This window comes from Nocardiopsis valliformis DSM 45023 (genome assembly GCF_000340985.1).
GTDB classification, from domain to species: Bacteria; Actinomycetota; Actinomycetes; order Streptosporangiales; family Streptosporangiaceae; genus Nocardiopsis; species Nocardiopsis exhalans.
Map to the genome: position 1 here is coordinate 58,829 of NZ_ANAZ01000009.1, position 26,409 is coordinate 85,237.

20 protein-coding genes are annotated in these 26,409 nt (G+C 70.3%); 10 read left to right on the top strand and 10 right to left on the bottom strand.

Features of this window, described 5'->3' with window-relative positions; all coding sequences use genetic code 11:
- Positions 1-144 precede the first annotated feature (144 nt).
- On the top strand, positions 145-1,503 hold the full coding sequence (locus D457_RS0110290) for a PhoH family protein (RefSeq protein WP_039831161.1): 1,359 nt from the start codon (positions 145-147) through the stop codon (positions 1,501-1,503).
- Positions 1,504-1,593: 90 nt separating this feature from the next.
- Here the strand turns inward: D457_RS0110290 and D457_RS0110295 are convergent, their stop codons facing one another.
- A complete protein-coding gene (locus tag D457_RS0110295) occupies positions 1,594-6,636 on the bottom strand; it encodes an SCO7613 C-terminal domain-containing membrane protein (protein ID WP_026116517.1) in 5,043 nt (1,680 codons plus the stop codon).
- Positions 6,637-7,085: 449 nt separating this feature from the next.
- Between D457_RS0110295 and D457_RS0110300 the strand changes: the two genes are divergently transcribed.
- Both D457_RS0110300 and D457_RS0110305 read left to right on the top strand, forming a co-directional pair.
- Positions 7,086-7,790: an aggregation-promoting factor C-terminal-like domain-containing protein gene (locus tag D457_RS0110300; RefSeq protein WP_017580584.1), complete on the top strand. Its 705-nt coding sequence runs from the start codon at positions 7,086-7,088 to the stop codon at positions 7,788-7,790.
- A 59-nt stretch (positions 7,791-7,849) separates the two neighbouring features.
- Entirely contained in the window at positions 7,850-8,506 is a 657-nt protein-coding gene (locus D457_RS0110305; RefSeq protein WP_026116518.1) for an aggregation-promoting factor C-terminal-like domain-containing protein, read from the top strand.
- Between the two features lie 85 nt (positions 8,507-8,591).
- Here the strand turns inward: D457_RS0110305 and D457_RS0110310 are convergent, their stop codons facing one another.
- The 6 genes from D457_RS0110310 to D457_RS0110335 all read right to left on the bottom strand — a co-directional run bounded on the left by D457_RS0110310 (position 8,592) and on the right by D457_RS0110335 (position 14,910).
- The gene (locus D457_RS0110310; protein ID WP_017580586.1) at positions 8,592-10,430 is read right to left on the bottom strand and encodes a serine/threonine-protein kinase; all 1,839 of its coding nucleotides are present in this window, start codon (positions 10,428-10,430) and stop codon (positions 8,592-8,594) included.
- Between the two features lie 173 nt (positions 10,431-10,603).
- Positions 10,604-11,992, bottom strand: a complete 1,389-nt coding sequence (locus D457_RS0110315; RefSeq protein WP_017580587.1) for a class II fumarate hydratase — start codon at positions 11,990-11,992, stop codon at positions 10,604-10,606.
- Between the two features lie 124 nt (positions 11,993-12,116).
- On the bottom strand, positions 12,117-12,686 hold the full coding sequence (locus D457_RS0110320; protein ID WP_017580588.1) for a DUF1707 SHOCT-like domain-containing protein: 570 nt from the start codon (positions 12,684-12,686) through the stop codon (positions 12,117-12,119).
- Between the two features lie 136 nt (positions 12,687-12,822).
- Positions 12,823-13,260: an RNHCP domain-containing protein gene (locus tag D457_RS0110325; protein WP_017580589.1), complete on the bottom strand. Its 438-nt coding sequence runs from the start codon at positions 13,258-13,260 to the stop codon at positions 12,823-12,825.
- On the bottom strand, positions 13,257-13,604 hold the full coding sequence (locus D457_RS0110330) for an RNHCP domain-containing protein (protein WP_017580590.1): 348 nt from the start codon (positions 13,602-13,604) through the stop codon (positions 13,257-13,259). Before D457_RS0110330 ends, D457_RS0110325 begins: the two co-directional genes overlap by 4 nt.
- 340 nt (positions 13,605-13,944) lie before the next feature.
- Complete coding sequence (locus tag D457_RS0110335) at positions 13,945-14,910, bottom strand: lytic polysaccharide monooxygenase auxiliary activity family 9 protein (protein WP_017580591.1); 966 nt, start codon at positions 14,908-14,910, stop codon at positions 13,945-13,947.
- Positions 14,911-15,303: 393 nt separating this feature from the next.
- On the opposite strand from D457_RS0110335, the gene D457_RS0110340 reads away from it, so the two are divergent.
- Both D457_RS0110340 and D457_RS0110345 read left to right on the top strand, forming a co-directional pair.
- Positions 15,304-16,233 carry an ABC transporter ATP-binding protein gene (locus tag D457_RS0110340; protein WP_017580592.1) on the top strand — a complete coding sequence of 310 codons (930 nt, stop codon included), beginning with the start codon at positions 15,304-15,306 and terminating at the stop codon, positions 16,231-16,233.
- Positions 16,230-17,051, top strand: a complete 822-nt coding sequence (locus D457_RS0110345; RefSeq protein ID WP_017580593.1) for an ABC transporter permease — start codon at positions 16,230-16,232, stop codon at positions 17,049-17,051. The genes D457_RS0110340 and D457_RS0110345 overlap by 4 nt, the downstream gene beginning before the upstream one ends.
- A gap of 62 nt (positions 17,052-17,113) precedes the next feature.
- Here the strand turns inward: D457_RS0110345 and D457_RS0110350 are convergent, their stop codons facing one another.
- Positions 17,114-18,835, bottom strand: a complete 1,722-nt coding sequence (locus D457_RS0110350) for a hypothetical protein (RefSeq protein ID WP_017580594.1) — start codon at positions 18,833-18,835, stop codon at positions 17,114-17,116.
- Between the two features lie 146 nt (positions 18,836-18,981).
- A complete protein-coding gene (gene glpX / locus D457_RS0110355) occupies positions 18,982-20,007 on the bottom strand; it encodes a class II fructose-bisphosphatase (RefSeq protein WP_017580595.1) in 1,026 nt (341 codons plus the stop codon).
- A 180-nt stretch (positions 20,008-20,187) separates the two neighbouring features.
- Between glpX and D457_RS0110360 the strand changes: the two genes are divergently transcribed.
- Positions 20,188-20,799, top strand: coding sequence for a TetR/AcrR family transcriptional regulator (locus tag D457_RS0110360; RefSeq protein WP_017580596.1), 612 nt, complete (start codon positions 20,188-20,190; stop codon positions 20,797-20,799).
- Positions 20,800-20,901: 102 nt separating this feature from the next.
- Positions 20,902-21,516 carry a DUF4245 domain-containing protein gene (locus D457_RS0110365; protein ID WP_017580597.1) on the top strand — a complete coding sequence of 205 codons (615 nt, stop codon included), beginning with the start codon at positions 20,902-20,904 and terminating at the stop codon, positions 21,514-21,516.
- Between the two features lie 991 nt (positions 21,517-22,507).
- Here D457_RS0110365 and D457_RS0110370 read toward each other — a convergent pair.
- Complete coding sequence (locus tag D457_RS0110370; protein ID WP_083926724.1) at positions 22,508-23,479, bottom strand: 4-hydroxy-3-methylbut-2-enyl diphosphate reductase; 972 nt, start codon at positions 23,477-23,479, stop codon at positions 22,508-22,510.
- A gap of 297 nt (positions 23,480-23,776) precedes the next feature.
- Here D457_RS0110370 and D457_RS0110375 point away from each other — a divergent pair, with 297 nt between their 5' ends.
- From D457_RS0110375 to D457_RS0110385, 3 genes are all read left to right on the top strand, one after another.
- Positions 23,777-24,490: a hypothetical protein gene (locus D457_RS0110375; RefSeq protein WP_017580599.1), complete on the top strand. Its 714-nt coding sequence runs from the start codon at positions 23,777-23,779 to the stop codon at positions 24,488-24,490.
- 232 nt (positions 24,491-24,722) lie between these two features.
- Complete coding sequence (gene xseA, locus D457_RS0110380; RefSeq protein WP_017580600.1) at positions 24,723-26,141, top strand: exodeoxyribonuclease VII large subunit; 1,419 nt, start codon at positions 24,723-24,725, stop codon at positions 26,139-26,141.
- A gap of 2 nt (positions 26,142-26,143) precedes the next feature.
- Positions 26,144-26,386 (top strand): exodeoxyribonuclease VII small subunit, encoded by a 243-nt coding sequence (locus D457_RS0110385; RefSeq protein ID WP_017580601.1) that lies wholly within the window; start codon positions 26,144-26,146, stop codon positions 26,384-26,386.
- The last annotated feature ends 23 nt before the right edge of the window (positions 26,387-26,409 follow it).

Here is a 26,409-nt window from a genome sequence, read left to right on the forward strand (position 1 = left end):
TTCGGGAGGCCCCGTCTCGTTGATCTTCTCCGCTCTTGCGGGATATCGAAGAGGAGGGCCGGACCCGGCCCTCGTGGGCCTGGTCCCGGTCCTCCATGATCCCGTGACAGCAGGGTGCCCTCGTGGTGCCCAAGGGGAGAACGAGTGGCTAGTTCCTCGACCGATCGCCGTGACACCCAGCCCCCCACCGGCCCCCAAACGGAGGTAGGAGAGGGCACGCGCGTCTACGTGCTCGACACCAGCGTCCTGCTCGCCGACCCGATGGCCATGGCCCGGTTCGCCGAGCACGAGGTCGTCATCCCCGTGGTGGTGATCACCGAGCTGGAGAGCAAGCGTCACCACCCGGAACTCGGGTACTTCGCACGCAACGCGTTGCGCCGACTTGACGACCTGCGGGTCGCCCACGGCCGTCTGGACGTCGCCGTTCCGGTGAACGACCACGGCGGCACGCTCCGGGTCGAGCTCAACCACAGCGATCCGGCGATCCTGCCGGCGGGGTTCCGGCTCGGTGACAACGACACCCGGATCCTGACGGTCGCCCGCAACCTCCAGGTGGAGTGCGCGGCGGAGGATTCCGTGGTCCTGGTGAGCAAGGATCTGCCGATGCGGATCAAGGCCTCCTCGATCGGTCTGCCGGCCGACGAGTACCGGGCCGAGCTCGCCATCGAACACGGGTGGACCGGGATGGCGGAGCTGGACGTGCCCGCCCACAACATCAGCGAACTGTTCTCCGCAGGGGAGAGCCAGATCGAGGAGGCCAGGGACCTGCCCTGCCACACCGGTCTGGTGCTCGTCTCCGAGCAGGGCAAGGCGCTGGGGCGGGTGCAGGCCGACAAGTCGGTGAAGGTGGTGCGCGGGGACCGGGACGTGTTCGGTCTGAAGGGGCGCAGCGCCGAGCAGCGGATCGCGCTCGACCTGCTCACCGACCCCGACGTCGGCATCGTGTCCCTGGGCGGTCGTGCGGGTACCGGCAAGTCGGCGCTGGCGCTGTGCGCCGGGCTGGAGGCCGTCCTGGAGCGCGGCCAGCACCGCAAGGTGATGGTCTTCCGTCCGCTTTACGCGGTGGGCGGCCAGGAACTGGGCTACCTGCCGGGCACCGAGAACGACAAGATGACGCCCTGGGGCCAGGCGGTGCACGACACCCTGTCCGCGGTGACCAGCGAGGACGTCATCGAGGAGATCGTGGACCGGGGGATGCTGGAGGTCCTGCCGCTCACGCACATCCGCGGCCGTTCGCTGCACGATGCCTTCGTGATCGTGGACGAGGCCCAGTCGCTGGAGCGCAACGTGCTGCTCACGGTGCTGTCCCGGCTGGGCGAGAACTCGCGGGTGGTGCTCACCCACGACATCGCCCAGCGCGACAACCTGCGGGTGGGCCGCCACGACGGGGTCGTCGCGGTGATCGAGAAGCTCAAGGGCCACCCGCTGTTCTCGCACGTGACCCTGACCCGCTCGGAGCGCTCGCCCATCGCCGCCCTGGTCACCGAGATGCTGGAGACCTAGCCCCTAGCCCCCGAACCCTCAATCCCTGAACCCGCACACGTGCGCCCGCCCCACGAACCGTGAGGCGGGCGCACGCTGCTCCGGGCACAGCTAGCGCATCTCGGAGAGCATCCGGCCGACCTGGCGCAGGCGGGTCAGGCTGGCCTCGTATCGGGCGCCCACGATCAGCAGCAGCACCCCGATCACGGCGAATGGCAGCCAGTTGGGCATCAGCTGGGTCAGCTCCCACAGCGGCGGACCGAAGGCGCGCAGCGAGGTCACGAGCAGGGCGAGGCCGCCGATGACCAGGGCCGCCTGGAGGCGCTGGAACAGACCCCACACCGTGACCGCCAGGCCCACCGCGAGCACGGTCGGGACCCGCCAGACCAGGTCGTCCTCGATGAGCACCAGCCACACCGTCGGGCTGAGCAGCAGCGCCAGGCCGCCGCCGTAGGCGAGCCAGCTCGGCGGGGTTTCGTCGGCCTTGCGCGACCACTCCCAGCCGATCACCAGGAAGGCGAGCGCGGGCGGGACCGTGTACGCCTCCGGGACGGTGACGTTCCATGAGGCGAGCGCGGTCCACAGCGCCAGGAACATCAGCACCGCGCCGACCACCGCGAATCCTCGGCGGTCCGGCCGCACCGCGCTGGCCAGGCTCACCACGCCGACCACGGCCAGCGCGACCGCCACCAGCTCCAGGCGGGTGCCGTTCAGGACGGTGAGGCCCAGGGCGAGGGCGGCCCACACCGTGGCGGGGACCTCGGCCGCCTCCACCAGCGGGCTGCGCAGCCGCGGGGCGACCACGGCCACGGCGGCCACCACGGCGATGGGTCCGAAGGCCGCGTACTCGACCGGCACGTTCAGGGCCAGTGGCAGGGTGAGCGCGAACCCGCCGGTGGCCGTCACCGCCACCGAGGTGGAAGCGATCGCCACGAATCGGGTCCGTGCCAGGGCGGTGACCACCGAGGCGGCCGCCGCCACCGCGAGCAGGACCGCCACCGTGCTGTAGCGCTCCGAGACGGCCCAGCTCAGTGCGAGCGCGAGTGTGGCCAGACCGGTCGTCCAGGGCATCCAGGAGCCCTGTCCCTCCCGGAGCAGCGCGGAGCTGGTGAGCAGCAGGGAGCCGACCGCGAGCGTCCACACGAGGGCGGCCAGGAAGGTCGCGCCCACCGCCACCGGCAGCGGGATCAGGGTGAGCGGGACGACCAGCGCCGCCGTCGGCACCAACAGGGTCCGGTCCAGCAGCAGCACCGTGCCCAGGACCAGCAGCGCGGCGACCAGCAGTCCCAAGGGGACGGTGAACATGCTCAGGGTGTCGTTCGGGGCGGGCAGCCCGAGGAAGACGTGCGCCGGGTCCAGCAGGGCCGAGAGCGGAGCCTCGTACACACCGTGGATCCACGAGAACGGCGCCAGCGCGGTCACGCCGCGCGGCCCGACCAGCAGCGGAACGATCGCCGCCAGCAGCAGCCCCAGCACGCTGAACGAGGCCGGTACGCCCGACCGGTCCGGTTCGGCGGCCCGCTCGCGGTCCGTACGGCCCAGGATCATCGCGGTCGTGCCGAGCAGCAGGGCTAGGGCGCCCAGCAGCCAGTAGGGCAGCTGGGCGGCGGAGCCGTCAGCCGCGGACATCACCAGGGCGGCGAGCCCGAAGAGCAGACCGGCGCCCCAGGTGAGGGCGGTGAGCCCGTACACGAGCCGCTCCGGGGAACCGCCCGGCCCGGCGGAGGGGCGGGAGGGACGGGCGAGTCCGCGGTGGGTCAGCGCGGACAGCAGGGCCACGGTGGCGACCAGCAGCAGCGCGATCAGCGTGGTGTGCTGCTCGGGCAGTGACCAGGACAGGGCCAGCAGCATCGTGGCCAGCCCGATCGTCCCGGGCAGCCAGCCGTCAGAGGCGCGCAGCCGCGGTACCCACAGCAGCAGTGCGGCGCCGACCAGCACCGTCCACACGATCGCCACGAGGAACGGCGCACCCAGCAGTACCGGCAGCGGCACCAGGGTGAGCGCTCCGACCAGGGTGATCGCCGGGGTCAGCAGCCTCCGCCCCAGCAGCAGTACGGTGCTCAGCGCCAGTGACCCGGCGACCATCATGCCCAGGGCGGTGAGCAGGGCCGTCAGGGTATCGGCCGGGACCGGCAGACCCACGAACTCCCGCGCCGGCGCCAGCATCGCCGGGGTCGGGGCATCGAAGGGGGAGCCGTTGGGGCCGAGCGCGGGGATCGTGGGCAGGCCGCGCGGTCCCACCACGGGCGGGACGGCGGCCAGCAGGAGAAGCGCTCCGATCCCGAACACGGACGGGGCACCGCCGTCCGTGGTCGAGCCTGCCCGGCGCTCGGTGCGGTCCAGGACCAGCGCGGTCGCGCCGAGCAGCAGGGTGACGGCGCCCAGCAGCCACCAGGGCACCTGCCCGGGTGCGCCGACGGCGGCGGAGGCGATCAGAGCGGCCAGCCCGAAGAAGAGAGTGGCGCCCCAGGTCACCATGGTCAGCCCGGACACGAGCGCGGCCACGGAACCCACGGCGTCGGCCGGCCCGGTAGCTCCGGTTCCGGGAACCGCGGTGGCGGCGCGCAGGTTCTGGTGGGTCAGCGCGGACAGCAGGGCCACGGTGGCGACCAGCAGCAGCGCGATCAGCGTGGTGTGCTGCTCGGGCAGCGACCAGGACAGGGCCAGCAGCATCGTGGCCAGCCCGATCAGCCCCGGCAGCCAGCCGACCGAGGCCCGCAGCCGCGGTACCCACAGGAGCAGTGCGGCGCCGACCAGCACCGTCCACACGACCGCCACGGCGAACGGCGCGCCCAACAGAACCGGCAGCGGCACCAGCGTCGGCGGCACGGCCAGGGCCAGCCCGGTCGGCAGCCAGCGGCGTTCGATCACGGCCACCAGGGCCACCACCAGGGCGCCCACCAGCAGGAGGCCGAGGGCCGAACCCACCGCGAAGAGCACGCTGGGCTGTGCGGGCAGCCCGAGCACGGCGTGCACGGGTTCCCACATCGCCTGGACCGGCTCGGACCACGAGGTCCGATCGGCGAACAGCGTCAGGGCCGGTGAGCGCTCCGGCAGGGCCAGCAGCGGGGCCACCGGCAGCAGGCCCAGACCAACCAGGGTGAACAGCGGGCGCAGGTCGGTGCCCGACTGGTGGCCGTCGACGGTCAGCCGCAGCGAGGACGGGGTCGGCACCCGGCTGAGCATCAGCGCGGTGGCCCCGCACAGCAGCACGGCGGCGGTCAGCAGCCACCACTGGACCTGCGCGGTACCGTCCGCGCCCCGGTTCCCGACCAGGTAGGCGCCGCCGACCAGCAGGGCCAGGCCCCACAGCAGGGTGCCCGCCATGTAGAGGGTGGCGGTCCGGTCGCCCGGTTCGGGGCGGCGGACCGGGTTGGTGAACCGGCGGGCCCCGGCCGCGCAGACCAGCGCGGTGACGGCCAGCATCAGCACGGCGGCCAAGGTCGTGTATCGCTCGGGCAGCGCCCAGACCAGGCCTGTGAGCAGGGTGAGGGTTCCGGTGATCACCGGAACCGCGCCGGTCCACCTGCCCAGCAGCGCCGAGCCCAGGACCAGGCAGCCGCCGACGACCAGCGCCCACACGGCCGCCACGGCCTGGGGAAGGCCGAGCAGCAGGGGGACGGCCAGCAGCGCGGCCGGGGCGGTCAACGACAGGGTGAGGAGCAGGGCGGAGCGGTGCAGGAGCCAGACCGCGCCCAGGGCGAGCGCGGTGGCGACCAGGATTCCGGCCAGGTACACGAAGCTCAGCGGCGGCAGCGCGCTCACCCGGTCCAGCTGGAGTAGCTCGACGGCGGGGGTGGCCATCGCTGCCGGTTCCAGGCTCCACGGCGCGGCCGTGAGGCGGGGCAGGACCGGCAGGTGCGCGGGACCGGCGACCAGCGGCATCAGGGCCAGGCTGAGCAGACCCAGGACCGTGAACATGGACAGGTTCCTCGGGGCGGGCGTACCACTCGCGTGCTGGTCCTGGACGGCCTGGCCAGCTGGTGCGGGCGCGCGCCGGCGCTCCACCAGCAGCGCGGTGATCCCGCTCAGGAACAGGGTGGTCGCCAGTGACCACCAGCCCAGCGGGTCCTCTCCGGAGTAGGAACCGGCGGCGAGCACGGTCACGACGGTGACGAACAGCGCCAGGCCCCACAGAATGAGCGCCGCGACTCGCAGCGTGCGGACGGGGACGCCCGGGCGGGGCGGGCCGAGGCGGCGCAGGACCAGTACGTCGGCGAGCGCGGTGGCGGCGATCACGGCCAGCAGCCAGCCGGGGTTGCCGTCGCTGGGCAGAGCGATCACCAGCAGCACCGGCACCGGCTGGAGGAACAGGGCGGCCAGGACACGCGGCGAACTCAGCGGGACCAGGGCCGGATAGAGCGCCAGCAGTGTGCTCATCACAGCGAGCGCTGCGGCGGTGTAGCCGGGACCGTTGGTCATCTGGTCGCTCAGCAGCCACAGCGCGAGCGCGTCCACGCAGAGCAGACCGGCGGCCACCGCCCCGAAGGTCTCGGCGGTGGCGTGCAGACCGCGCCGGTAGAGCGGGTGGGCCAGTCCGGCGAAGGTCAGGGTGGTCAGACCGAGCACGGCGGCGCGGGTGCCGGTGCCCATGTCGCTCCACGTCCAGATGGCGAAGACCAGGGCGGCGATGCCGACCAGTAGACCGCCCAGGCCGAGGATAATGTTCTGCGCCGAGCGTCGGCTGACCTCACCGGAACGGCCCGGAGCGGCAGGCGCAGGGGCATGGGCCGCGGCGGCGGGGGCCGCCGGTACCGGGGACCTGGCCGGAACACCCGGTGTGGCTGGTGCGGGTGGCGCTGCCGGGATCTCGATCGGGTCCAGGGGTTCGGGGGCCCGCCGTGAGGCCTCCTGCTGCGCGGCCGCCCAGAGCTCCTGTGCCTCCAGCCGTTCGCGGATCTCCTGCCGGGCGCGCTCGCGGCTCTCCTGGCGCAACCGGTTCAGGACCACGGGGCGTTCCTGGACCAGCGCGCGCTCGCGCCCGCGCAGCATGTCGATTTCGGTGTCGATCCACCACAGGCGCTGCGCCGTCGGTCCGACCAGGCTGAGCCCGCAGTTCTTGCACGCGTGCGCCGCGGTGGCCAGGGAAGCGGCGCATTCCGGACAGTGGCGCGGCGCTCCCGGCGGGGGCTGTGGGAGTCCTTGGGCGTTCATGGGTCCATGCTCCTCAGCGGCGCTGCACGGCACATCCGTACAGGTACTCAGACGCTCACGAGCGTGTACTCAGCCGTCGGATCGGTCGTTCGGTGACCTCGGCCTCCCCTCCGGGAGGGGGAGAGCAGTGACACAGGCCTGTCCGGCGTTGACCAGCCCTTGACTCTTCGTATTGAGACGCAGGTCAGAGGCCTGGAAAATGCACACATTCCGTGATGTGAGTCAGGACACAGTAAAACTGGCGTTACTTTACCGTGACGATGATGCAGGCTGGGTGCGCTGCACCGAGAATTCCCCCTCCCGTGTGGGAGCCCCGCTCCGCGGTCGGTCGTACGGCGAGTGCCGTCCCTGCCGCGGCAGATCGAACGGGCCACACGGTCCAACGGCGGCGAACACCCCACGCGAACGCTCTGACCAGGGCACGCGTGCGTCAACGTGAAAGGGCGATCTTGATAGTCAACCGGATCTCACTGCGCCAGATGAGCGCCGTCGGAGCCGCGGCGCTGGTCGCCGGCGGCATGTTCACCGTCTCGGCCTTCGCGCAGACCGGCGACCTCGACCCCGGCCAGGCCACCTCCGCGGTGACGCCTCCGGAGCAGACGCAGGAGCTGGAAGAGGAGTTCTTCGCGAGCCCGCCCGCGGTCGACGAGACCGAGCGGGAGAGTCAGCGCGAGCAGAGCCGGGACGACGCGCGGACCGCGGCCGAGGAGGCCGTCCAGTCCGCCAGCGGCACCGGCGCCGAGATCGCCGAGCCCGAGCCCGAACCCGAGCCGGAGGAGCCCGCCCAGAGCGAGTCCTCCAGCGGCTCCGGTGGTTCCGGCAGCTCCGCCCCGACCACCCCGGTACCGGCCGGGTCGGCCAAGGAGATCGCGCTCCAGATGGTCCTCGACGAGGGCTGGGCTGCGGACCAGTTCCACGGCTGCCTTGAGCCCCTGTGGGAGAAGGAGAGCAACTGGAACCACACGGCCCAGAACCCGAGCTCCGGCGCCTACGGCATCCCGCAGTCCCTGCCCGGGAACAAGATGGCCTCCCACGGTTCCGACTGGCAGACCAACCCGGCCACCCAGATCTCCTGGGGGATCAGCTACATCAAGGACCGCTACGGGAATCCGTGCGGGGCCTGGTCCCACTCCCAGGCCAACAACTGGTATTAATAGGTTTTTCCCTGCCCTAAACCCCCCTTTTGGGAAAGGCAACCGTGCTACTCAACCGCATGTCGCTGCGCAGTACCGCGGCGGTCGGTGCGGCGACCCTGGTCGCCGGCGCGACGTTCGCCGTCTCCGCCTTCGCGGACGACGGTGTGGACCCGGGTGCGGCGGCCAGCGCCGCCGTGCCGCAGTCCGAGGAACCCGCGGTCGACACCGACGAAACCGAGGGCGACGAGTTCTTCGCGGCCTCGGAACAACTGACCGAGGACGAACTCCAGGCCCTGCGCGATCAGGCGCAGGACCAGCGTGACGCTGCCAACGGCGACGGGGTGCGCATCACCCTGGCCACCGGCAGCGACATCGAGGAGGAAGAGGAAGAAGAGGAGGAGGAAGAAGCCGAGGAGACGCCCGAGTTCACGGGCGACCCCAAGGGCATCGCCCGCCAGGCCGTGGCGGCCCAGGGCTGGGGCGCCGAGCAGTTCGACAACTGCCTTGAGCCCCTGTGGGAGAAGGAGAGCAACTGGAACCACACGGCCCAGAACTCCAGTTCCGGCGCCTACGGCATCCCGCAGTCGCTCCCCGGCGACAAGATGGCCTCCCACGGTTCTGACTGGCGGACCAACCCGGCCACCCAGATCTCCTGGGGCATCAGCTACATCAAGGACCGCTACGGCACCCCCTGCGAGGCCTGGGCCCACTCCCAGTCCGTCGGCTGGTACTAGCCTCCCTTCGGGCCGACTCGATCCTCCAGAACAACGCAGAACGGCCCCGCACGAACCGTGCGGGGCCGTTCCTCGTCCAGGGGGTTTACTTGTGCGGGGTGAAGGTCTCGATGACGTCCTCGTGGATGTCGTCGAAGTCGCCCTCCTGCTCCCGGGGCACGTTCACGCTCACCAGGTAGAACACCCGCTGGTCGCCCTCCTCCAGGACCACCGCGTACACCCAGAGCCGCCGCTCGGGCTCGCCCCAGTTGGTGTTGACCAGGTCGGCCTCGACCATCGCCACGTCCAGCCCGGCCAGGCCGCCGTCGAAGTCGTCCCGGTCGAAGTCCTCGGAGTCGAGCACCTCGTAGCCGCTGGTGTCGTCCTCGATGTCGGTGCCGCCGTCGGTCTGCGCCAGGAACTCCCCGGCGGTGCCGGTGAAATCGCTCTCCTCCCAGCCCTCCACCATGAGCTCGTGCTCCATCCCCGGAGCGACGAACAGCGCGATGGAGTCGTCGATCTGACTGTCGTCGACGGTCCAGCCGCCGGGGTAGGAGATCGTGAACCACTCCGAGCCGAAGACCTGGAGGTCGTCATCGTCGTACTCGGGGGGTGTCCCTTCGACGCGGACGCCCTCCGGCTCCTCCTGGGCCGACTCCGAATCGCGTCCCTCGGAGCGCCCGGGGTCGTCCGCGGCTGTATCGGAGCCCGCCTCGGGGCGCATGGACACCGCGACCACGATGCCTGCGACCACCAGAACGGCCACGAGGGTCATGCCCAGCGCCACCCAGGTCTTCCCGGAGCCGCCGCGCTTGCCGGGGGCCCGAGCACCGGCGGCGTGGGCCATGCCCTGCTGGCCGCCGCTGTGACCGCCCCCGTACCCGCCCTGGTCGTGCTGCGCGTAGGGGGCCGCCGCGTGCGCGTAGTGGCCCTGCTCGTGCCCGTACTGCTCCTGTCCGTACTGGTCACCGCCCGGGTAGGCCCCCTGCCCGTAGTAGCCCCCGCCGGAGGAGTACCCGCCCGGGTACGGCGTCTGCGGACCGCTCGCCTGCTGGTCGGGGTAGCCGCCGCTGTGCGCGCTGTGGGGCTCCTGGCCCCCGGTGGCGCCCCCGGTCGCCGGTACGTCGCCGCCGCGGCAGCGCCGCAGCAGCTCCAGGGCCTGTTCGGTGGTGAGCCGCTGGTCCGGGTCGCGTTCCAGTAGGCCCGTGATGACGGGTTCGAGCCATCCGGCGCGGGTCATGGGTGGCAGTGGGGCGGAGATGACGGCGGCGATGGCGGCGGTGATGGAGTCGCGGCGGAAGGGGGAGGTGCCCTCCACGGCGGCGTAGAGGGTGACGCCGATGCTCCACAGGTCGCCCCGGTGCTCGGCCGGTCCGCCTTCGAGGCGTTCGGGGGGCATGTATTCGGGGGAGCCGATCAGTGCGCCGGTGCGGGTGATGCTCGGCCCGCCCTCCATGGTGGCGATGCCGAAGTCGGTGAGGATGACGCGCCCGTCGGTGGACATCATGATGTTTCCGGGTTTGATGTCCCGGTGCAGGACCCCCGCCGTGTCGGCGGCGCGTACGGCCTGGAGCAGGGATTCGGCGATGTCGGCGACGGTGTCCGGGGGCAGTGCGCCGGTTTCGGCGAGCATCTCCTGGAGGGATCCGCCCTCGACCAGTTCCATGACCACCCACGGGTTGTGTTCGTATTCGAACACGTCGTGGATGGTGATGACGGTGGGGTGGGCGATCCGTGCGGCGGACTGGGCCTCGCGGCGGACCCGGGCGTGGGCGTCGTCGCGTTCGGTGTCGGTGAAGTGGCCGGGGAGGATGACCTGTTTGATCGCCACGACCCGGTCCAGGGCCGTGTCGTGCGCCTCCCAGACGATGCCCATGCCGCCACGGCCGAGTTCACGGCGCAGCACGTAGCGGTTCGCAATGGTCTGTTGGCTGTTACTCGACATCTGTCGCCCTCTCGAAGCGGGCAGTGAAACGGTGTGGTCTGACTAAGAATGTCCGACGCCGACCAGGTGGGGAAGGTTCCTACCGGGCAGGGTGCGGAACCGAATCGGTACCTGATCACGTGAGAGGGGGCACCTCGCGTACGCGAGGTGCCCCTTGGCCCTGGGTGACCTGTCTACTGGGAGTTGGTCATCTTGAGGACGTCGAGGGCGGCATCGAGCTGCTCCTCGGTGAGCTTGCCGTCCTTGATGTAGCCGCGCTCGAGCACGACCTCGCGGATGGTCTTCTTCTCGGCCAGCGACTGCTTGGCGACCTTGGCGGCCTCTTCGTAGCCGATGTAGCGGTTGAGCGGCGTCACGATCGACGGGGAGGACTCCGCGTAGACGCGGCACTGCTCCTCGTTGGCCTTGATCCCGGCCACGCAGCGGTCGGCGAAGACCGTGGAGACGTTGGCCAGCAGGCGGATGGACTCGAGCACGTTGCGCGCGATCATCGGCAGCTGGACGTTGAGCTCGAAGTTGCCGGAGGCACCGCCGAAGGCCACCGCGGCGTCGTTACCGACGACCTGCGAGGAGACCTGGAGCATGGCCTCGCACAGGACCGGGTTGACCTTGCCCGGCATGATCGATGAGCCCGGCTGGAGGTCGGGGAGGAAGATCTCGGACAGACCGGTGGTCGGGCCCGAACCCATCCAGCGGATGTCGTTGGCGATCTTGCAGTAGCCGACCGCGATCGTCCTCAGCTGGCCGGAGAGCTCGACCAGACCATCACGGGCGCCCTGCGCCTCGAAGTGGTCGCGGGCCTCGGTCAGCGGCAGACCGGTGTTGGCGGCGATCTCGGCGATGACCCGGGCGGAGAAGCCCTCCGGGGTGTTGATGCCGGTGCCGACCGCGGTACCGCCCAGGGGCAGCTCGGCCACGCGCGGCAGGACGGCCTCGATGCGCTCGACGCCGTAGCGGACCTGCGCGGCGAACCCGGCGAACTCCTGGCCCAGAGTGACCGGGGTGGCGTCCATCAGGTGGGTGCGGCCGCTCTTGACGACCGACGCGAACTCGATGGACTTGCGGGTGAGCTCGCCCTCCAGGTGGCGCAGTGCCGGGATCAGCTCGTTCTGCACGGCCGAGGTGGCGGCGATGTGGATGGAGGACGGGAACACGTCGTTGGACGACTGCGAGGCGTTCACGTGGTCGTTCGGGTGGACGTCGACGCCGGTGCGCTCCTTGGCGACGGTGGCCACGACCTCGTTGGTGTTCATGTTGCTGGAGGTACCCGAACCGGTCTGGAAGACGTCGATCGGGAACTCGTCGTTCCACTTGCCGTCGGCGACCTCGAGGGCGGCCTCACGGATGGCCTTGCCGATGTCGTCGGAGATCACGCCGAGCTCGGCGTTCACCTTGGCGGCGGCGGCCTTGATCTCGCCGAGCGCGGCGATGTGGGCGTTCTCCAGCCCCTGCCCCGAGATCGGGAAGTTCTCGACGGCACGCTGGGTCTGGGCCCGCCACTTGGCCTTGGCGGGGACCTTGACCTCACCCATCGAGTCGTGCTCGATACGGAACTCGCTCATGACAACCCATCTCTCCTGGGAAAACCTGTGACCTAAAGCCTGCCAGACGCGGCAGAGCACATCGCACTTCACCCGGGGTTCACGGTGTTGCACGTGTCATGTTGACATCGCCCCAGGTCAGAGATCAGCCGTTGAGCTGGCGGCGGGCGCGGCGGCGGCCGAGGAAGAGACGGCGCCTGGGGGCGCGCACGCGCACGCTGCCGAACAGGCAGAACCCGTCGATCTCCAGGACCGGCGGGTTGGACATGGTGCTCTGGCGGGCGTTGGTGCTGCGCCTGCCGAGGAAGGACCAGCCCTTCATCCGGACTTCGACGCCCTCGGGGACGTCGATGACGACCTTGCCGAGGAAGGTGCTCACGGACATCCGGTGGTGGTTGTGTGTGAGCAGGACCTCGCGCATGTCGATCTCGGTGTGCCCGAGCACCGCCCCGGCCTGCTCGTTGGGGAGCGCGACCCAGCGGCCCTTGCGCCTGAGGGTGGTGAACCAGCTGACCATCGGCTCGGGGGCGAGCTGGATGGGCTGTTCCGCGGGGGGCAGGAGATCGGCGGTGAGTTCGGGCAGGTCACCGAGGAACCTGGCCTCCTGGGCCCGGTGGAGGCGCTCCTCGAACTCCTCCATGTCGATCCGGCCGTCGGTCACGGCGGCGCGTAGGACCTCGCTGACGCGTTCGCGGTCGTTGTTGGAGGCCCTCATCCGGGCGGGGGAGACTTCCTCACTCACGGCCCCAAGGGTAGAGGAATCGCGGTCACAGAGGGGCCGCGGTGGTGGTGGAGGGAACGGCCGCGGGTCCGGGCGGACCCGGACCCGCGGCCGTCTTCGCAGGTAACGCCTACAAGAGCATCAGAGCGCGGCGTGCGGTGGTGGCCGAGAGCGGCCGCACCGCCAGCCGGACCAGGGCGCGGGCGTTGTCGTCGCCCGCGACCCGGTTGGCGCTGAGCTCCCCGCACGAGAGGCAGCGGTGGATGATCAGCCATTCCCCGTCGGGTCGGGCGCTGACACTGGCCGCCTCCATCCGGCCGTGGCAGTCGGCGGCCCGGTCGCCCGGGACCCGGCCGTCCACGTGCAGGCTGGTGAGGCAGTGCGGGCAGTGGTTGCGGTGTGCGGTGCCCAGTGCCCGCAGCGGCACGTCGAGCCGGCAGTGGGCGCAGCGGAAGGAATCCGCTGCCGGTGGCCCGGATTGGCGGCCCTGTTCCCCGCGTGCGCGCAGTACGGTCTTGCGGCGCTGCGGCTGTGCCCGGTCGCGGTGGTTGCGTCGGCCCACGCTCACACCTCCCCGAGCATTTCGAGCGGGAACGGCGGTTCGGCGAGCGGGCGCACGGCGATGCGCATCAGGACGAGCGGGTTGTCGTCACTGGCCACGGCGCTCTCGGAGAGTTCGTCACAGCGCACGCAGCGGTGGACGAGTCTCCAGCGGCCGTCGCGCGGTACGACGACGGAGATGGGTGTCATGCGCCCGTCGCAGTCGGAGGCGCCGCCGTCGTGCTGGTCGTGCACGTGGTGGGAGCTCAGACAGCTGGGGCAGTGGTCGCGCGGCTGGTGGTCGGGTCCGAGGTCGGACACGGACAGACCGCAGAGCACGCAGACGAAAGGTGTGGGGTCGGTGGTGGACAACCCGGGAACTCCTTGCTGGAGAGTGAAAAGAGATCAACAGCAAGAGCGCCGAGCGGGTCTCGACGGGGGCGGGTCCGGTCAGCCGTCCATCTGGAGTGAGGGCATGCGGAATCCCGCGCGGCTGTGAGGCGCGCTCGGCGCGTTCCGGGGCATCTACACCTGTCCTAGAGCTGAGGGCTGGTGGGCCCCGGCTCGTTCGAGTCCGTTTCCGACCCCTCAACGGTAGACACGGGTCGGATATGAGCGCAACGGGTTTTCCTTCGCCTGTGGACGGTAGGCGGCCCCGGACACGGGGTCTTCCGTGTCCGGGGCCGTTCCTCGGGGCCGTGTTCCCGGGGTTCTAGGCGGTGGCGCGGCGCTTGCGTGCCAGGTGCAGGGCGGCGGCGCCCGCGGCCATCAGCGCGATGGCGGTGCCGAAGAGGGCGGTGATCGCGGTGCCGGTCCTGGCCAGCTCCTCACCTCCGGCGGCGTGGTCGCTGTGCGGGGCGGCGGCCTCGTCGGCCTCAGCGCCCTCGGTGGCGGTTTCGGGGGTGTCCTCGGCCGCGGCCTCGGTGCCCTCCTCGGTGGTGGCCTCGGTGTGGTCGTGGTCGAGGTCCTCGTAGGCGGTCTCGTCCACGGTGAAGGGCGCGGTGTCGGCGGCGGCCTGGGTCACCTGGGCGTTCGAACCGCCGAAGGTGACGTCGGAGCAGGTGTAGAAGGCCTCGGGGCTGTCCGTGCGCTGCCAGATCGTGTAGATCAGGTGCTCGCCGCTCTTGGCGGGCAGCTCGGCGGTCATGGTGTAGGTGCCGTTCTCGGCGACCGGCTGGTCGTCAACGGCGAAGGGCTCCGACTCGAGCTCGCTCCAGGTCAGCGGGGTGCTCGGGTCCCAGTCGTCGGTGGTCACGTAGTACTCGATGTAACCGGCGTGCGGTACCGCGGCGGTGTATTCGAAGGTGTGGTCACCGCCGGAGGGCAGGCTGGTGACCGCCGTGCTCGCCCAGTCGCCCGGGTTGTCCAGGGCGGAGTACTTGTCCCGTCCGGCGCTGCACAGCTGGCCGTCGGGGATGATCTCGCGGTGCTGGCCGTCGGCGTTGGCGATGTTGACCTCGTGCCAGTCGTAGAGCGGCTGGGTGCCGTTCTCCTCGACCAGGCGGACGCACATCTCCGACTGCGGGTTCTCGGGGCCTTCGGCGTAGCAGGCGGCGATCCGGCTGATCGGGTTGCCGAGTGTGCCGTGGGCGTTGGCCGGAGAGGCGGCCAGGCCGGCGACGGCGACGGGTGCGACCGCCAGGACGGCGGCGGAGCGCATGAGACGTCCGAACCTCATAGGGGGTTCTCCTCAAGTCGTGGACTAGCGGGGGAGCCGTGCGGTTCGCGAGTCCGCACGGCCGTCCGGGCTGGAGGGACTACCTTTCGGACAGCCCGTGGCACGGGGCCAGTCGGGGGTTCCAGCCCGTCCGAAAGGTATGGATGGCGACTATACAGACATGGATCGAAAAGGGAAGCTTTTCCGGAATAAAGGGTTCTGACCTGCTAGGTTGACGGATGCTTGACTTATCTATAAGGTTTGTTTTCGGTTGATGGTATAAAAATCGCCACAAATGTATTCCTTGCGTCGGGCGTGCGCGGAAAAAAGGGTTGGAAAAATGTCCGACCCGGTGTCTACGGTGTTCCCATGACCTCACCAGAGCCCGGACGGGCAGTACCCGGGAGCGCTGCCATGACCTCCCGGGACGTCTCCGCCGTGCCGGCCATCCACCTGCGCGGCGTCGTCAAGCGCTTCGGTTCACTCGCCGCCGTCGACGGACTCGACCTGGAAGTGCCCCAGGGAGTCGTCCTGGGCCTTCTCGGCCCCAACGGCGCGGGCAAGTCCACCACCATGAAGATGCTCACCGCCCAGTCCATCGCCGACGAGGGCGACATCAGCATCCTCGGCCATGCGATCCCCGCAGAGTCCAAGTGGGCCCGCGCCCGCATGGGTGTCGTCCCCCAGCACGACAACCTCGACGAGGAACTCACCGTCGAGCAGAACCTGCGGATGTTCTCGTTCCTGTACCGGGTCCCGCGGGCCCGCCGCAAGGAGGCCATCGCCCGCACCTTGCGCCTGGCCCAGCTCAGCGACCGCGGCGACACCCCCGTCGACGACCTCTCCGGCGGGATGCGGCGGCGCCTGCTCATCGTCCGCGCCCTCCTGCACCGGCCCGAACTGGTCCTCATGGACGAGCCCACGGTCGGCCTCGACCCGCAGGTGCGCCAGGAACTGTGGGGCGTCATCACCGCCCTGCGCGACGAGGGCGCCACCGTCCTGATGTCCACCCACTACATCGAGGAGGCCGAACGCCTCTCCGACGAGGTCGCCCTCATGGCCAAGGGGCGGGTCGTCGAGCGGGGCGCCCCCGCCGACCTCGTCGCCAAGTACGCCGGAGCCAGCGTCGAGGAGTACACACCCGACGGAGAGGGCGGCATGGCCGAGCTGGAGCGGCTGGTCAACGGGCACGGCTTCACCACGCGTCGGACCGGCACCACCCTGTCCGTGCTGCGCGCCGAGGAGCTCCCGGAGTCGGTCCGCGACCGCCTGGGCACCCCCGACCGCAGGGACAGCAACCTCGAAGACGTGTTCGTGACCCTGACCGGGGAGTCCGTGGAATGAGCCTGACGCAGCGCCGCGACGACGCCCGCCCGGAACGGCACGCCAAACCGGGACGCTTCGAGGCCGACGCGGTCATGGGGGTGGTCGCCCGCGAGTGGATCCTGTACGGACAGTCCTGGCGGGCCACGACCTTCGCGGCCGTCGTCGAGCCCACCCTCTACCTGCTCTGCTTCGGATTCGGCATGGGCGCCCTCATCGGCACCCTCGCCGGGTTCAGCTACATCGACTTCCTCGGCACCGGCATCGTCGCGGTGTCGGTCATGTTCCAGTCGATGATGCCCGCCGTCATCAACACCTTCATCAAACGCCGCTTCCTGCACACCTACGAGGGCATCCTGGCCGCCCCCGTCGACGTGCGCGAACTGGTCACCGGCGAGGCCCTGTGGCTGGCCATGCGGGCCGGGGTCTACGGCTGCGTGCCGCTGCTGGTGGCGATCGGGTTCGGGCTCCAGCCCGGCCCCGGGATGCTGCTGGTACCCCTCATCGCCTTCCTCGCCGGGTTCGCCTTCGCGCTCTTCGGCATCTGGATCTCCGCGGTGATCACCTCGGTGCGCTCCATGGACTACGTGTTCAGCGGCCTGTTCACCCCGCTGTTCCTGATGGCGGGCACGTTCTTCCCGCTCACCGAACTGCCCGGCTGGGTGCAGACCGCGGCCATGGTCAACCCGCTCTACCACGCGGTCGAGCTGATCCGCGGCTCCGTCTTCGGCGGGCTGGAGACGGGCACGGCGCTGATGCACGTGGGGGTGCTGCTGGGCTTCGTCGTGCTCATGTGGAACCTGGCCTCCTTCCAGATGCGCCGCAGGGTCGTGAACTAGACCTCGGAGACAACGACGGCGTGGCAGGGAGCCCCTGCCACGCCGTCGTGCTGAATCCTTGGTCAGCCGCCGCTGGGCGACCAACGCAGTTCGATGACGGCCCGCTGGCCCTCGTCGAGGACGCTCATGCCCAGACCAACCGCGCCCCACTGGTCGGGGGAGTCCACCTGGTCCCGGCTCAGCACCTGGCGCAGGTCGAAGTATCCGGCCAGCACCGCGTCGTCCAGGTTCTGCATGGTCTGCTGGAAGACGTCATCCTCACCCAGACGGCCCGAGCCGCCCCGGCCGTTGGAGACCACCACCGTGTCACCGTCCGAGCTGACGCTGGGCATCGGGAGAGCGGAGTAAGGACTGCCGAAGGCCTCGTCCAGGAAGCCCTCGAGCGCGCGCTCGTCGCCGTCGACCGCCCGGTACTCGAAGGACGGTTCCCAGTTGAAGGAGTCCGGGTCGAAGTCGGTCAGACCGAAGGCCGTGGAGGTACCCAGGAGCGAGGTGAAGCCGTCCGGCAGCGGGGCGCCGACGGAGTTGAAGAAGTCCTCCATCTCGGTGCGGTCGCCAGCGTTGAGGAACGGGAGTTCGTCGTCCTCCCACGCGGTACGCAGGGACTCGTCCAGACCGCTGCCGCCGAAGGCCATCACGGTGTCGGCGGGTAGACCCCCCATGGCGTCCAGACCCGAACCCGCAGAGCCGGCCAACCAGGACACGTCCTCGTTCTCCACCTCGAAGCCGAAGATGTCCATCCGGGCCTCGAGGTAGTCGCCGTCCACCCGCACCGAGGCGGTCATCCGGCCGTCGAGGGAGTCGCCGGAGGTCCCGAGTTCGCGGGAGAGCTCGTCGCTGATTCCGGACATCTGACCGAGTTCGCCCAGGTCCGTCCAGGCCAGTGCGATGCTGCCCCTGGGCACGTTGCCGAGGTCGCCGCTGTAGGTGTCGTCGCTCTCCAGGTCGCCGTGCTCCGACATCTGGTCGTTGTAGTCGTTGATCCCGGCCTCACCCTCGGTGAAGACCACGAAGTCGTCGACCATCTCGAAGTACACGTCGTCGCTGTCGCGGAGCTCCACGAACTGCTCCTCGGCCGCCGCGGCGTCCTCGACGGACAGCGCCAGCGCCATGGCCGTGTCGCCCGCGACCGCGGCCTCGGAGTCGCCGGTGGGCCAGACGGCCAGGCCGACCTTGTTGCCGATCCACTCCTCGGTCCGGCGCAGGTTGACGTCGAAGGCGTCCGAGAACATCTCGGCGAAGGCGCCGGAGGTGTCCTCATCCAGCTCAGCGGTGTCCTCGGTGAGCTCGTCCGGGAGCTTGCCAGCGAACCGCAGCAGGTCGATGATCTGGGAGCCGTCGATGTCCAGGTCGACCTTGGCGAAGGCCACGGAGTTTCCGGGCAGGACCGACTCCGGCTGCGGGCCGCTGAAGTTGACCAGCGACGCGGCCGCCCAGATGGTGCCGCCCATGACCACCAGGGCCACACCGGCGGCCGCCGGGATCAGCCACTTGCGACCGCCCCCGGACGGCGGGACCTGCCCGCCGGAGTACTGGCCGCCGTAGGGCGGCTGGCCGGGACCGCCGGGTCCCATGGGGGCGCCAGGGCCCTGCGGCGGCTGGCCGCCGGGGTACTGCTGCCCCGGGTACTGACCGCCGGTGTACTGACCGCCGGTGTACTGGCCGCCTGGCTGCTGGGGCGGGGCGAAGTACGGCTGACCGGGTCCCTGCGGCGGAGTGAACCCCTGGCCAGGCTGTTGCGGCTGCTGCCACTGGGGCTGCTGCGGGGGATCTGGGTAGGACATCGGACCTCCGACGAGGGGTGTTCAGGGGACAAGCGCGGCCGCGGGGCCAGTGGTGAGTGTGATGCCGGTGCGGCCGGAGTGGTTCGCATGCGCGCGGTAGCCGCACAGGGCTGTTTCGACCACTCCGACCACTCCGACCGCGCCAGTTACTCCGGGGCGGAGGTGAGGTCCACTCCGCTGTAGGCCGACAGCTTGCTCAGGCGGTGCTCGCTGCGGACCTGGCGCACGGTGCCGCTGCGGCCGCGCATCACGAGGGAGTCGGTGGTCACACCGGTGGACTCGTAGCGGACCCCGCCGACCAGCTCGCCGTCGGTGATGCCGGTCGCGGCGAAGAACACGTCATCCGAGGAGACGAGGTCGTCGGTGTTCAGCACGCGGTCCAGATCGTGGCCGGCGTCGATGGCCTTCTGGCGCTCCTCGTCGTCCTTGGGCCACAGGCGGCCCTGGATGACACCGCCCAGACACTTCATCGCGCAGGCGGTGATGATGCCCTCGGGGGTGCCGCCAATGCCCAGCATCAGGTCGACGCCGGTGCCGGGGCGGGCTGCCATGATGGCGCCCGCGACGTCACCGTCGCTGATGAACTTGATCCGGGCGCCCGCGTCGCGCACGTCCTGGACCAGCTGCTTGTGGCGCGGACGGTCCAGGATCACCACCGTGACGTCCTGCGGGGACTTGCCCTTGGCGCGGGCCACGGCGCGGATGTTCTCCGCGGGGGAGGCGGCGATGTCCACCACGTCGGCCGCCTCGGGGCCGGTGGCCAGCTTCTCCATGTAGAACACCGCGGAGGGGTCGAACATGGTGTTGCGCGGGCTCATCGCGATCACGGCGATGGCGTTGGGCATGCCCATGGCGGTCAGGGTGGTGCCGTCGATCGGGTCGACCGCGACGTCCCATTCGGTGCCGCCGCCGTCACCGACGCGCTCGCCGTTGTAGAGCATGGGGGCGTTGTCCTTCTCGCCCTCGCCGATCACCACGGTGCCGTTCATCGACACGGTGCTGATCATGTGGCGCATGCCTCGTACCGCGGCACCGTCGGCGCCGAGCTTGTCGCCCTTGCCGACCCAACGGGCCGCGGCGAGCGCGGCGGTCTCGGTGACGCGGACCAGTTCCAGCGCGAGGTTACGGTCGGGCGCCGAGGGCTGCGCGGACGGGCTACTGGACTGCGACATTGACGTGACACCTTCCGTCAGGAAACAGGGTGGGATTCACGTCTTAGGGTAGTCACCCGACGTGACCCCCCAGTGGTCCAGGCCGGAGGGAACGCAGGGGTGGGCGGGGGCGCCAGCGTGTCGCCTGGGGCGGTTACGGTCTACCCTGGCGGGGACCCGGACAGGAGTGAGGGCGTGACAGTGGACAAGACGGACAAGCCCGCGCGGGTCTCGCCGCGTGGCGCGGCCACCCGCAGTGCCCTGCTGAAGGCCGCGGCCCAGGTGTTTCGCACCGTGGGTTTCGCCAAGGCTGGGGTGAGCGAGGTCGTCTCGGTCGCCGGGGCCAGTGTCGGCAGCCTCTACCACCACTTCACCGGCAAGGCGGATCTGTACATCGCCCTGTACGAGGAGTTCCAGCACCGGCAGCAGGAGCGCACCCACCAGGCGGTCCGCGACGCGCGAGCCGAAGGTGAGAGCGATCCCACACGGCTGATGAACATCGCGGCGCACGCCTACCTCCTCGGCTGCATCGAGGAGCGGGAGACCGCGCGACTGTTCTTCAGCGGCGACGGGCCGCCCGGCTTCGACTATCAACTGCGCTCTCGGCTCACCCAGTGGACCGACCGCAACGTGGCGCTGTTCCGCAAGGCGGACGAGCCCGTGGACGAGGCGCTGCTGATCGTGGTGAGCGGTTCCATGCTCCTGGCCGTCGCCGAGGTCGTCCGCCGCGACGACGCCGACGCCCACCGCCTCGCTGACGACATCACCGGCCTGCTCACCGAACTCGAACCCCGTAACCGCCTGCAGAACTAGTCGGCCGAAAAGAGTTCCCGCTCCGGGCGAGTCCCCGCTCACGTGCGCTAAGTGCACCCCCGGTCGAAGCGCCCCGGGACCTGGGGCAAGCTGGTCATTGTCATGAGTTCATACAGCCGGGCCAACGCCACCTTCAAGAACTACGCCATCTCCCTCGGGATCCTCGTGGGGATCCTGCTGGTGATGTCGTTCGTGGTCTCCTCGCGATCGGGCGAACACATTCCCACTGTGGAGTTCCGCCCGGACATCGAGGTGCTCAGGGACGCCGCCGACTACCCGGTCACGGCCCCCTCCGAAGACCTTCCGGAGGGCTGGATCCCCACCAGCTCCACCCTGGACACCACCGGCCCGGTCGAGTGGTCCCTCGGTTTCGCCACCCCGCAGGACAGCCACGCGAGGCTGATCCAGAGCGACGGCGACCCCGACAACGTGGTGCGTAGCAGCGTCCAGGACGCCGAGCCGGTGGGCACCGTGATGGTCGGCGACCAGGAGTGGGAGCACCTGGACTCCGACGACTGGGGCGCCCTCGTTCTGCGCGAGGAAGACCGGACCCTGATCATCGCTGGCAGCACCAGCGTCGACGAGTTCGCCGTCCTGGCCGAAAGTCTGAAGACCTTCCCCCTCCGCGACACGGAAGACTCGGACGAAGAGTCGGAAGCGGACGCGAACCCCGACGAAGACACGGACGCGGACACGGACGCGGACGCGGACGCCTAGTTCCCCACCCCGGCAGGAATCGGGTCGCGTGTCGCGGCTGGTCAAGGTCGGCGACGGACAAGCGGCGGCGAGGTCAGTGGTGGTGTCTGGGGCCGGGTGCCTGTTTCGGTCCTCTGTTTGAAGATGATCTTGCTACCAGAAGCAAGTTCGGCGCCGAACTTGCTTCTGGTAGCAAGATCATCGGGGATATAGGGGTTTCGGAAGCAGCGGACAGTCCCAGGTGCGGGTTTCGGGTGCCATCCCCACTCTGAAACCGTCCCCACTCACCCTGCCTGCTTTCGCCCCACCGCCGCGGCACGCGGCCCGGTGAGCGCCTTGCCCGGCTCCCTGCCCACCCTCGTCGCCGCTGTTCCGTCGCTGGGAATGACCGGCCGCGACACGCGGCCCGCTGCGCGCAGGCCTGGGGGAGCTCCCGCCTTCGCCGCCGCTGTTCCGTCCGGGCGCGTGACCGGCCGCGACACGGGGACCGGTGCGCGCCGGGCTGGGGAGTCTGCCGCCTTCGCCGCCGCTGTTCCGTCCGGGCGCGTGACCGGCCGCGACACGGGGACCGGTGCGCGCCGGGCTGGGGAGTCTGCCGCCTTCGCCGCCGCTGTTCCGTCCGGGCGCGTGACCGGCCGCGACACGGGGACCGGTGCGCGCCGGGCTGGGGAGTCTGCCGCCTTCGCCGCCGCTGTTCCGTCCGGGCGCGTGACCGGCCGCGACACGGGGACCGGTGCGCGCCGGGCTGGGGAGTCTGCCGCCTTCGCCGCCGCTGTTCCGTCCGGGCGCGTGACCGGCCGCGACACGGCCAGGCGTTTCGCGCAGACCGGAGGAGCCCGGGGCCTTCACTGCCGTTTTCTCGTTACGGGCCATGCAACGGGCCCCGGAGAATCCACGACCTGCGTGGTTCTCCGGGGCCCGTCGTCGTTCGGTCTGCGCCCTCGCCGGGTGCTGTCGATGTGGCTAGGCCTTCTCGCTGCTCACCGAGCACCAGCTACCGCTCACCGCTCATTCACTCGGCGCGCAGGTCGCGGCGGAGCTCCTTGGGCAGCGAGAAGGTGAGTGTCTCGTCGGCGGTCGTCACCGGGCTGACCGAGCCGAAGCCGTGGCCGGCCAGCTTGTCGAGCAGCTCCCGCACCAGGATGTCGGGCACGGAGGCGCCGCTGGTCACGCCCACCGTGGTGACGCCCTCGAGCCAGGCCTCGTCCATGAGGGTGGCGTTGTCGATCAGGTACGAGGCGTCCGCTCCGGCGTCCAGGGCGACCTCGACCAGGCGCACGGAGTTCGAGGAGTTGTCGGAGCCGACCACGATCACGAGTTCGCACTCGGGTGCCATCGCCTTGACGGCGTCCTGGCGGTTGGACGTGGCGTAGCAGATGTCGTTGCTGGGCGGGGCGAGCAGGTTCGGGAACTTCTTCTGGAGCGCGTCCACCGTCTGGTTGGTCTCGTCCACCGAGAGGGTGGTCTGGGACAGCCAGGAGACGTTGTTCGGGTCCCGGACCTTGACCTTGTCGACCTCGTCCGGGCTCTCCACGATCTGGATGTGCTCGGGGGCGTGGCCGCTGGTGCCCTCGACCTCCTCGTGGCCGATGTGGCCGATGAGGACGATGTCGCGGTCTTCCTTGGCGAAGCGCTGGGCTTCCTTGTGCACCTTGGTGACCAGCGGACACGTGGCGTCGATGGTCTTGAGCTGACGCTCGGCGGCCTGCTCGTGGACGGCCGGGGAGACCCCGTGCGCGGAGAAGATCACGATGGCGCCCTCGGGCACCTCCTCGGTCTCCTCCACGAAGATCGCGCCGCGCTCCTCGAGGGTGCGCACGACGTGCGTGTTGTGCACGATCTGCTTGCGCACGTAGATCGGGGCGCCGTACTGCTCCAGGGCCTTCTCGACGGTGATGACCGCTCGGTCGACACCGGCGCAGTATCCCCGGGGGTTGGCGAGTAGCACACGGCGTTGGTTCGTGGCAGTCGTCGTCGCAGTCATACAACACATCCTAGGTGCCATCTGGGGCTGTGGGTTCGGGTGTGGGATAGGGCACCGATCTGGGCATACCTATCGGAGAGGCCACGTGCAGGTGACGCCACAGTAACGGAACGTATCCGGTTGGGCTTCGAAGTGGCGAAATCGTTCACTTCCCGCCTGCTCATGCTGTTACTCCCTCCTCTATCCTGGTTCACCATCGCATCTGTTATGAGGCGGTTCGCCCTCAACTCGGCCTTGCCTGGTTTGCTGGACGCGCGCCGCCGGCCCAACGCCGAGAGCATCAGGAGCCCCCGTCCTATGTCGAACCCGACCATCGTCACGAAGCTGACTTCCCTGTTCAAGGGCATCTTCGGGCGCAAGGACCCGGTCGTCACGACCGTGCAGGACAAGCAGGACGAGACTCCCGCGACAGAGACCGCGGAGACGGTGGAGAAGGCCGAGGCCCCGGCGGAGACCGCCGAGACCGCCGAAGCCGCCACCGAGGCTCCCGCCAACGCGTCCGACGAGAAGTCGGACGCCGAGCCCGTGAAGAAGGCGGACACGGAGTCCGCCCAGGAAAAGCCCGCTTCCGAGGAGGCGGCGACCGAGGACAAGAGCAAGGAGGAAGCCCTCACCGAAGCCGAAACCCCCGCCGAGGCCCCCGCCACGGAGGCCGCCGAGGCCGCCAAGCTGGTCGAGGAGCCCAAGGGCGAAGCCTCCACCCCGGCCACCGCCGACGTCCCCGAGGACGGCTCCGCGCTGGCCGAGGAGATCGAGGCCGCCGAAGCGCACACCACCGTCGCCAGCGACGAGGTCCTGGAGAAGGTCCGCAAGGGGGCCGCTCCCGCCGTCGAGGACCTGGCCGTGCCCACCTACGACGAGCTCACCCTGCCGTCCATCCGGGCCCGCCTGCGCAAGCTCACCATCGAGCAGGTCCGCGACCTGCGCGCCTACGAGGTCGCGCACGAGGGCCGTTCCGAGTTCATCAAGATGTACGACAACCGCATCGCCAAGCTCGAGGCCGAGGCCTGAGCCTGTCCGCGGTGACCTGAGTCCGGCCGCAACGCCCCGGGCTCAGCCGAAGTCGCATCCTGCCCCGGAGCCCGGCCCACCCGGGCCCGCACTGGCTCCGGGGCCGCGGTGTTCTTCCGTCGTTCCGGTTCCGCGATCCGGTACCGAAAGCCCGCGCCGCAACCCTGTGACGCAACCCCGTGACGTCGACCCTTCGCGGAACTGTCGTCGCCCTGGCCTAGGCTCTGGAGCCATGGGCATGGAGAGTTCCGCGGAATCACCGCAACCGGTCAGGGCCGTACTCCAAGCGGTCGGCGGTTGGATCGATCGGCTGGGCGCGATCTGGGTCGAGGGACAGATCGCCGAGCTCAACTCGCGCGGCCGCATGTCCTACATGACCCTGCGCGACCCGGTCGCCAACGCTTCCATCCGCGTGCTCTGCGAGACCTCGGTCCTGCGCCGCCAGGAACCGGCTCCGGGCCCGGGCGATCGTGTGGTCATACACGCCAAACCCGACTTCTACCAGCTCAAGGGCACCTTCTCGCTGCGGGCCCGGGAGATCCGGCACGTCGGTATCGGTGAACTGCTGGCCCGCCTGGAGCAGCTGCGGCGCACCCTGACCGCCGAGGGCGTCTTTGATCCGGCCCGCAAGCGTGCGCTGCCGTTCCTGCCCAACACCGTCGGTCTCATCTGCGGGCGTGACTCCGCCGCCGAACGCGACGTGCTGGAGAACAGCCGCCGCCGCTGGCCCGCCGTGCGTTTCGAGGTCCGTCAGGTGGCGGTCCAGGGCGACCGCGCCACCCGCGAGGTGACCGAGGCGCTGCACGACCTGGACTCGCACCCCGAGGTCGACGTCATTGTGATCGCCCGGGGCGGTGGTTCCATGGAGGACCTGCTGCCCTTCTCCGATGAAGCCCTGGTCCGCGCCGTTGCGGCCGCGGCCACTCCGGTGGTCAGCGCGATCGGCCACGAACAGGACGCGCCTCTGCTGGACCACGTGGCGGACGTGCGGGCCTCCACCCCCACCGACGCCGCCAAGCGCACCGTCCCGGACGTGGGCGAGCAGCTGGAGATCATCCGCCAGCTCCGCGACCGCGGCCGCCGGGTCATCAAGGGTGGTGTGGACCGGGAGTTCACCTGGCTGGCGAGCGTGCGCTCCCGCCCGGTCCTGGCCGACCCGGTCCGGGAGACCGAACGCCTCACCGAACAGGTCCTGGAACTGCGCGATCGCGCCCGCCGGAGTCTGACGATCTCGCTGGACCGCGCCACGGAGGGACTCGGCCACACCGAGGCCCGCCTGCACGCCCTGTCCCCGGCCACCACGCTGGCGCGCGGCTACGCGATCGTGCAGCGCGAGGACGGCTCCGTGGTCCGCTCCGCTACCGAACCCGCGGTGGGCGAGACCCTGCGCCTACGCTTCGCCGAGGACGGCCTGCGCGCCACGGTCGACTCCCTGGACGGCACCGTCGAGCCGGAGGAATCGGAGGACCCGGAGAAATCCGAGGCGGCGGAGCCCGCACCCGTCAAACCCAAACGCACCAAATCCGGAGCCGCGAAGTCCGGGGGCGCGAAGTCCGGGGGAGCCAAGTCCACGGCCGCCAAGAAGAAGCCCGCCGCGGACAGCGCCACAACGGATGCCACCGGCACGACGGACACCACAGAGGGGGAGTAGACATGGCCGAGCAGACCGAGGTCCCGGAACTGAGCTACGAGGAGAGCCGGGAGGAGCTGAACAACGTCGTCCGCAGACTGGAGTCGGGCGGTCTCACCCTCCAGGAGTCCCTGGCCCTGTGGGAGCGCGGTGAGGAGCTGGCCCGCATCTGCGAGCGCTGGCTCGAGGGTGCCCGCGCCAAGCTGGCCGCCGCCATGGACGAACGCCGCGCCGACGAGCCCCAGGACTCCGACGCACCCTTCTGACCGAACCCGCACCCCGTCGGCCG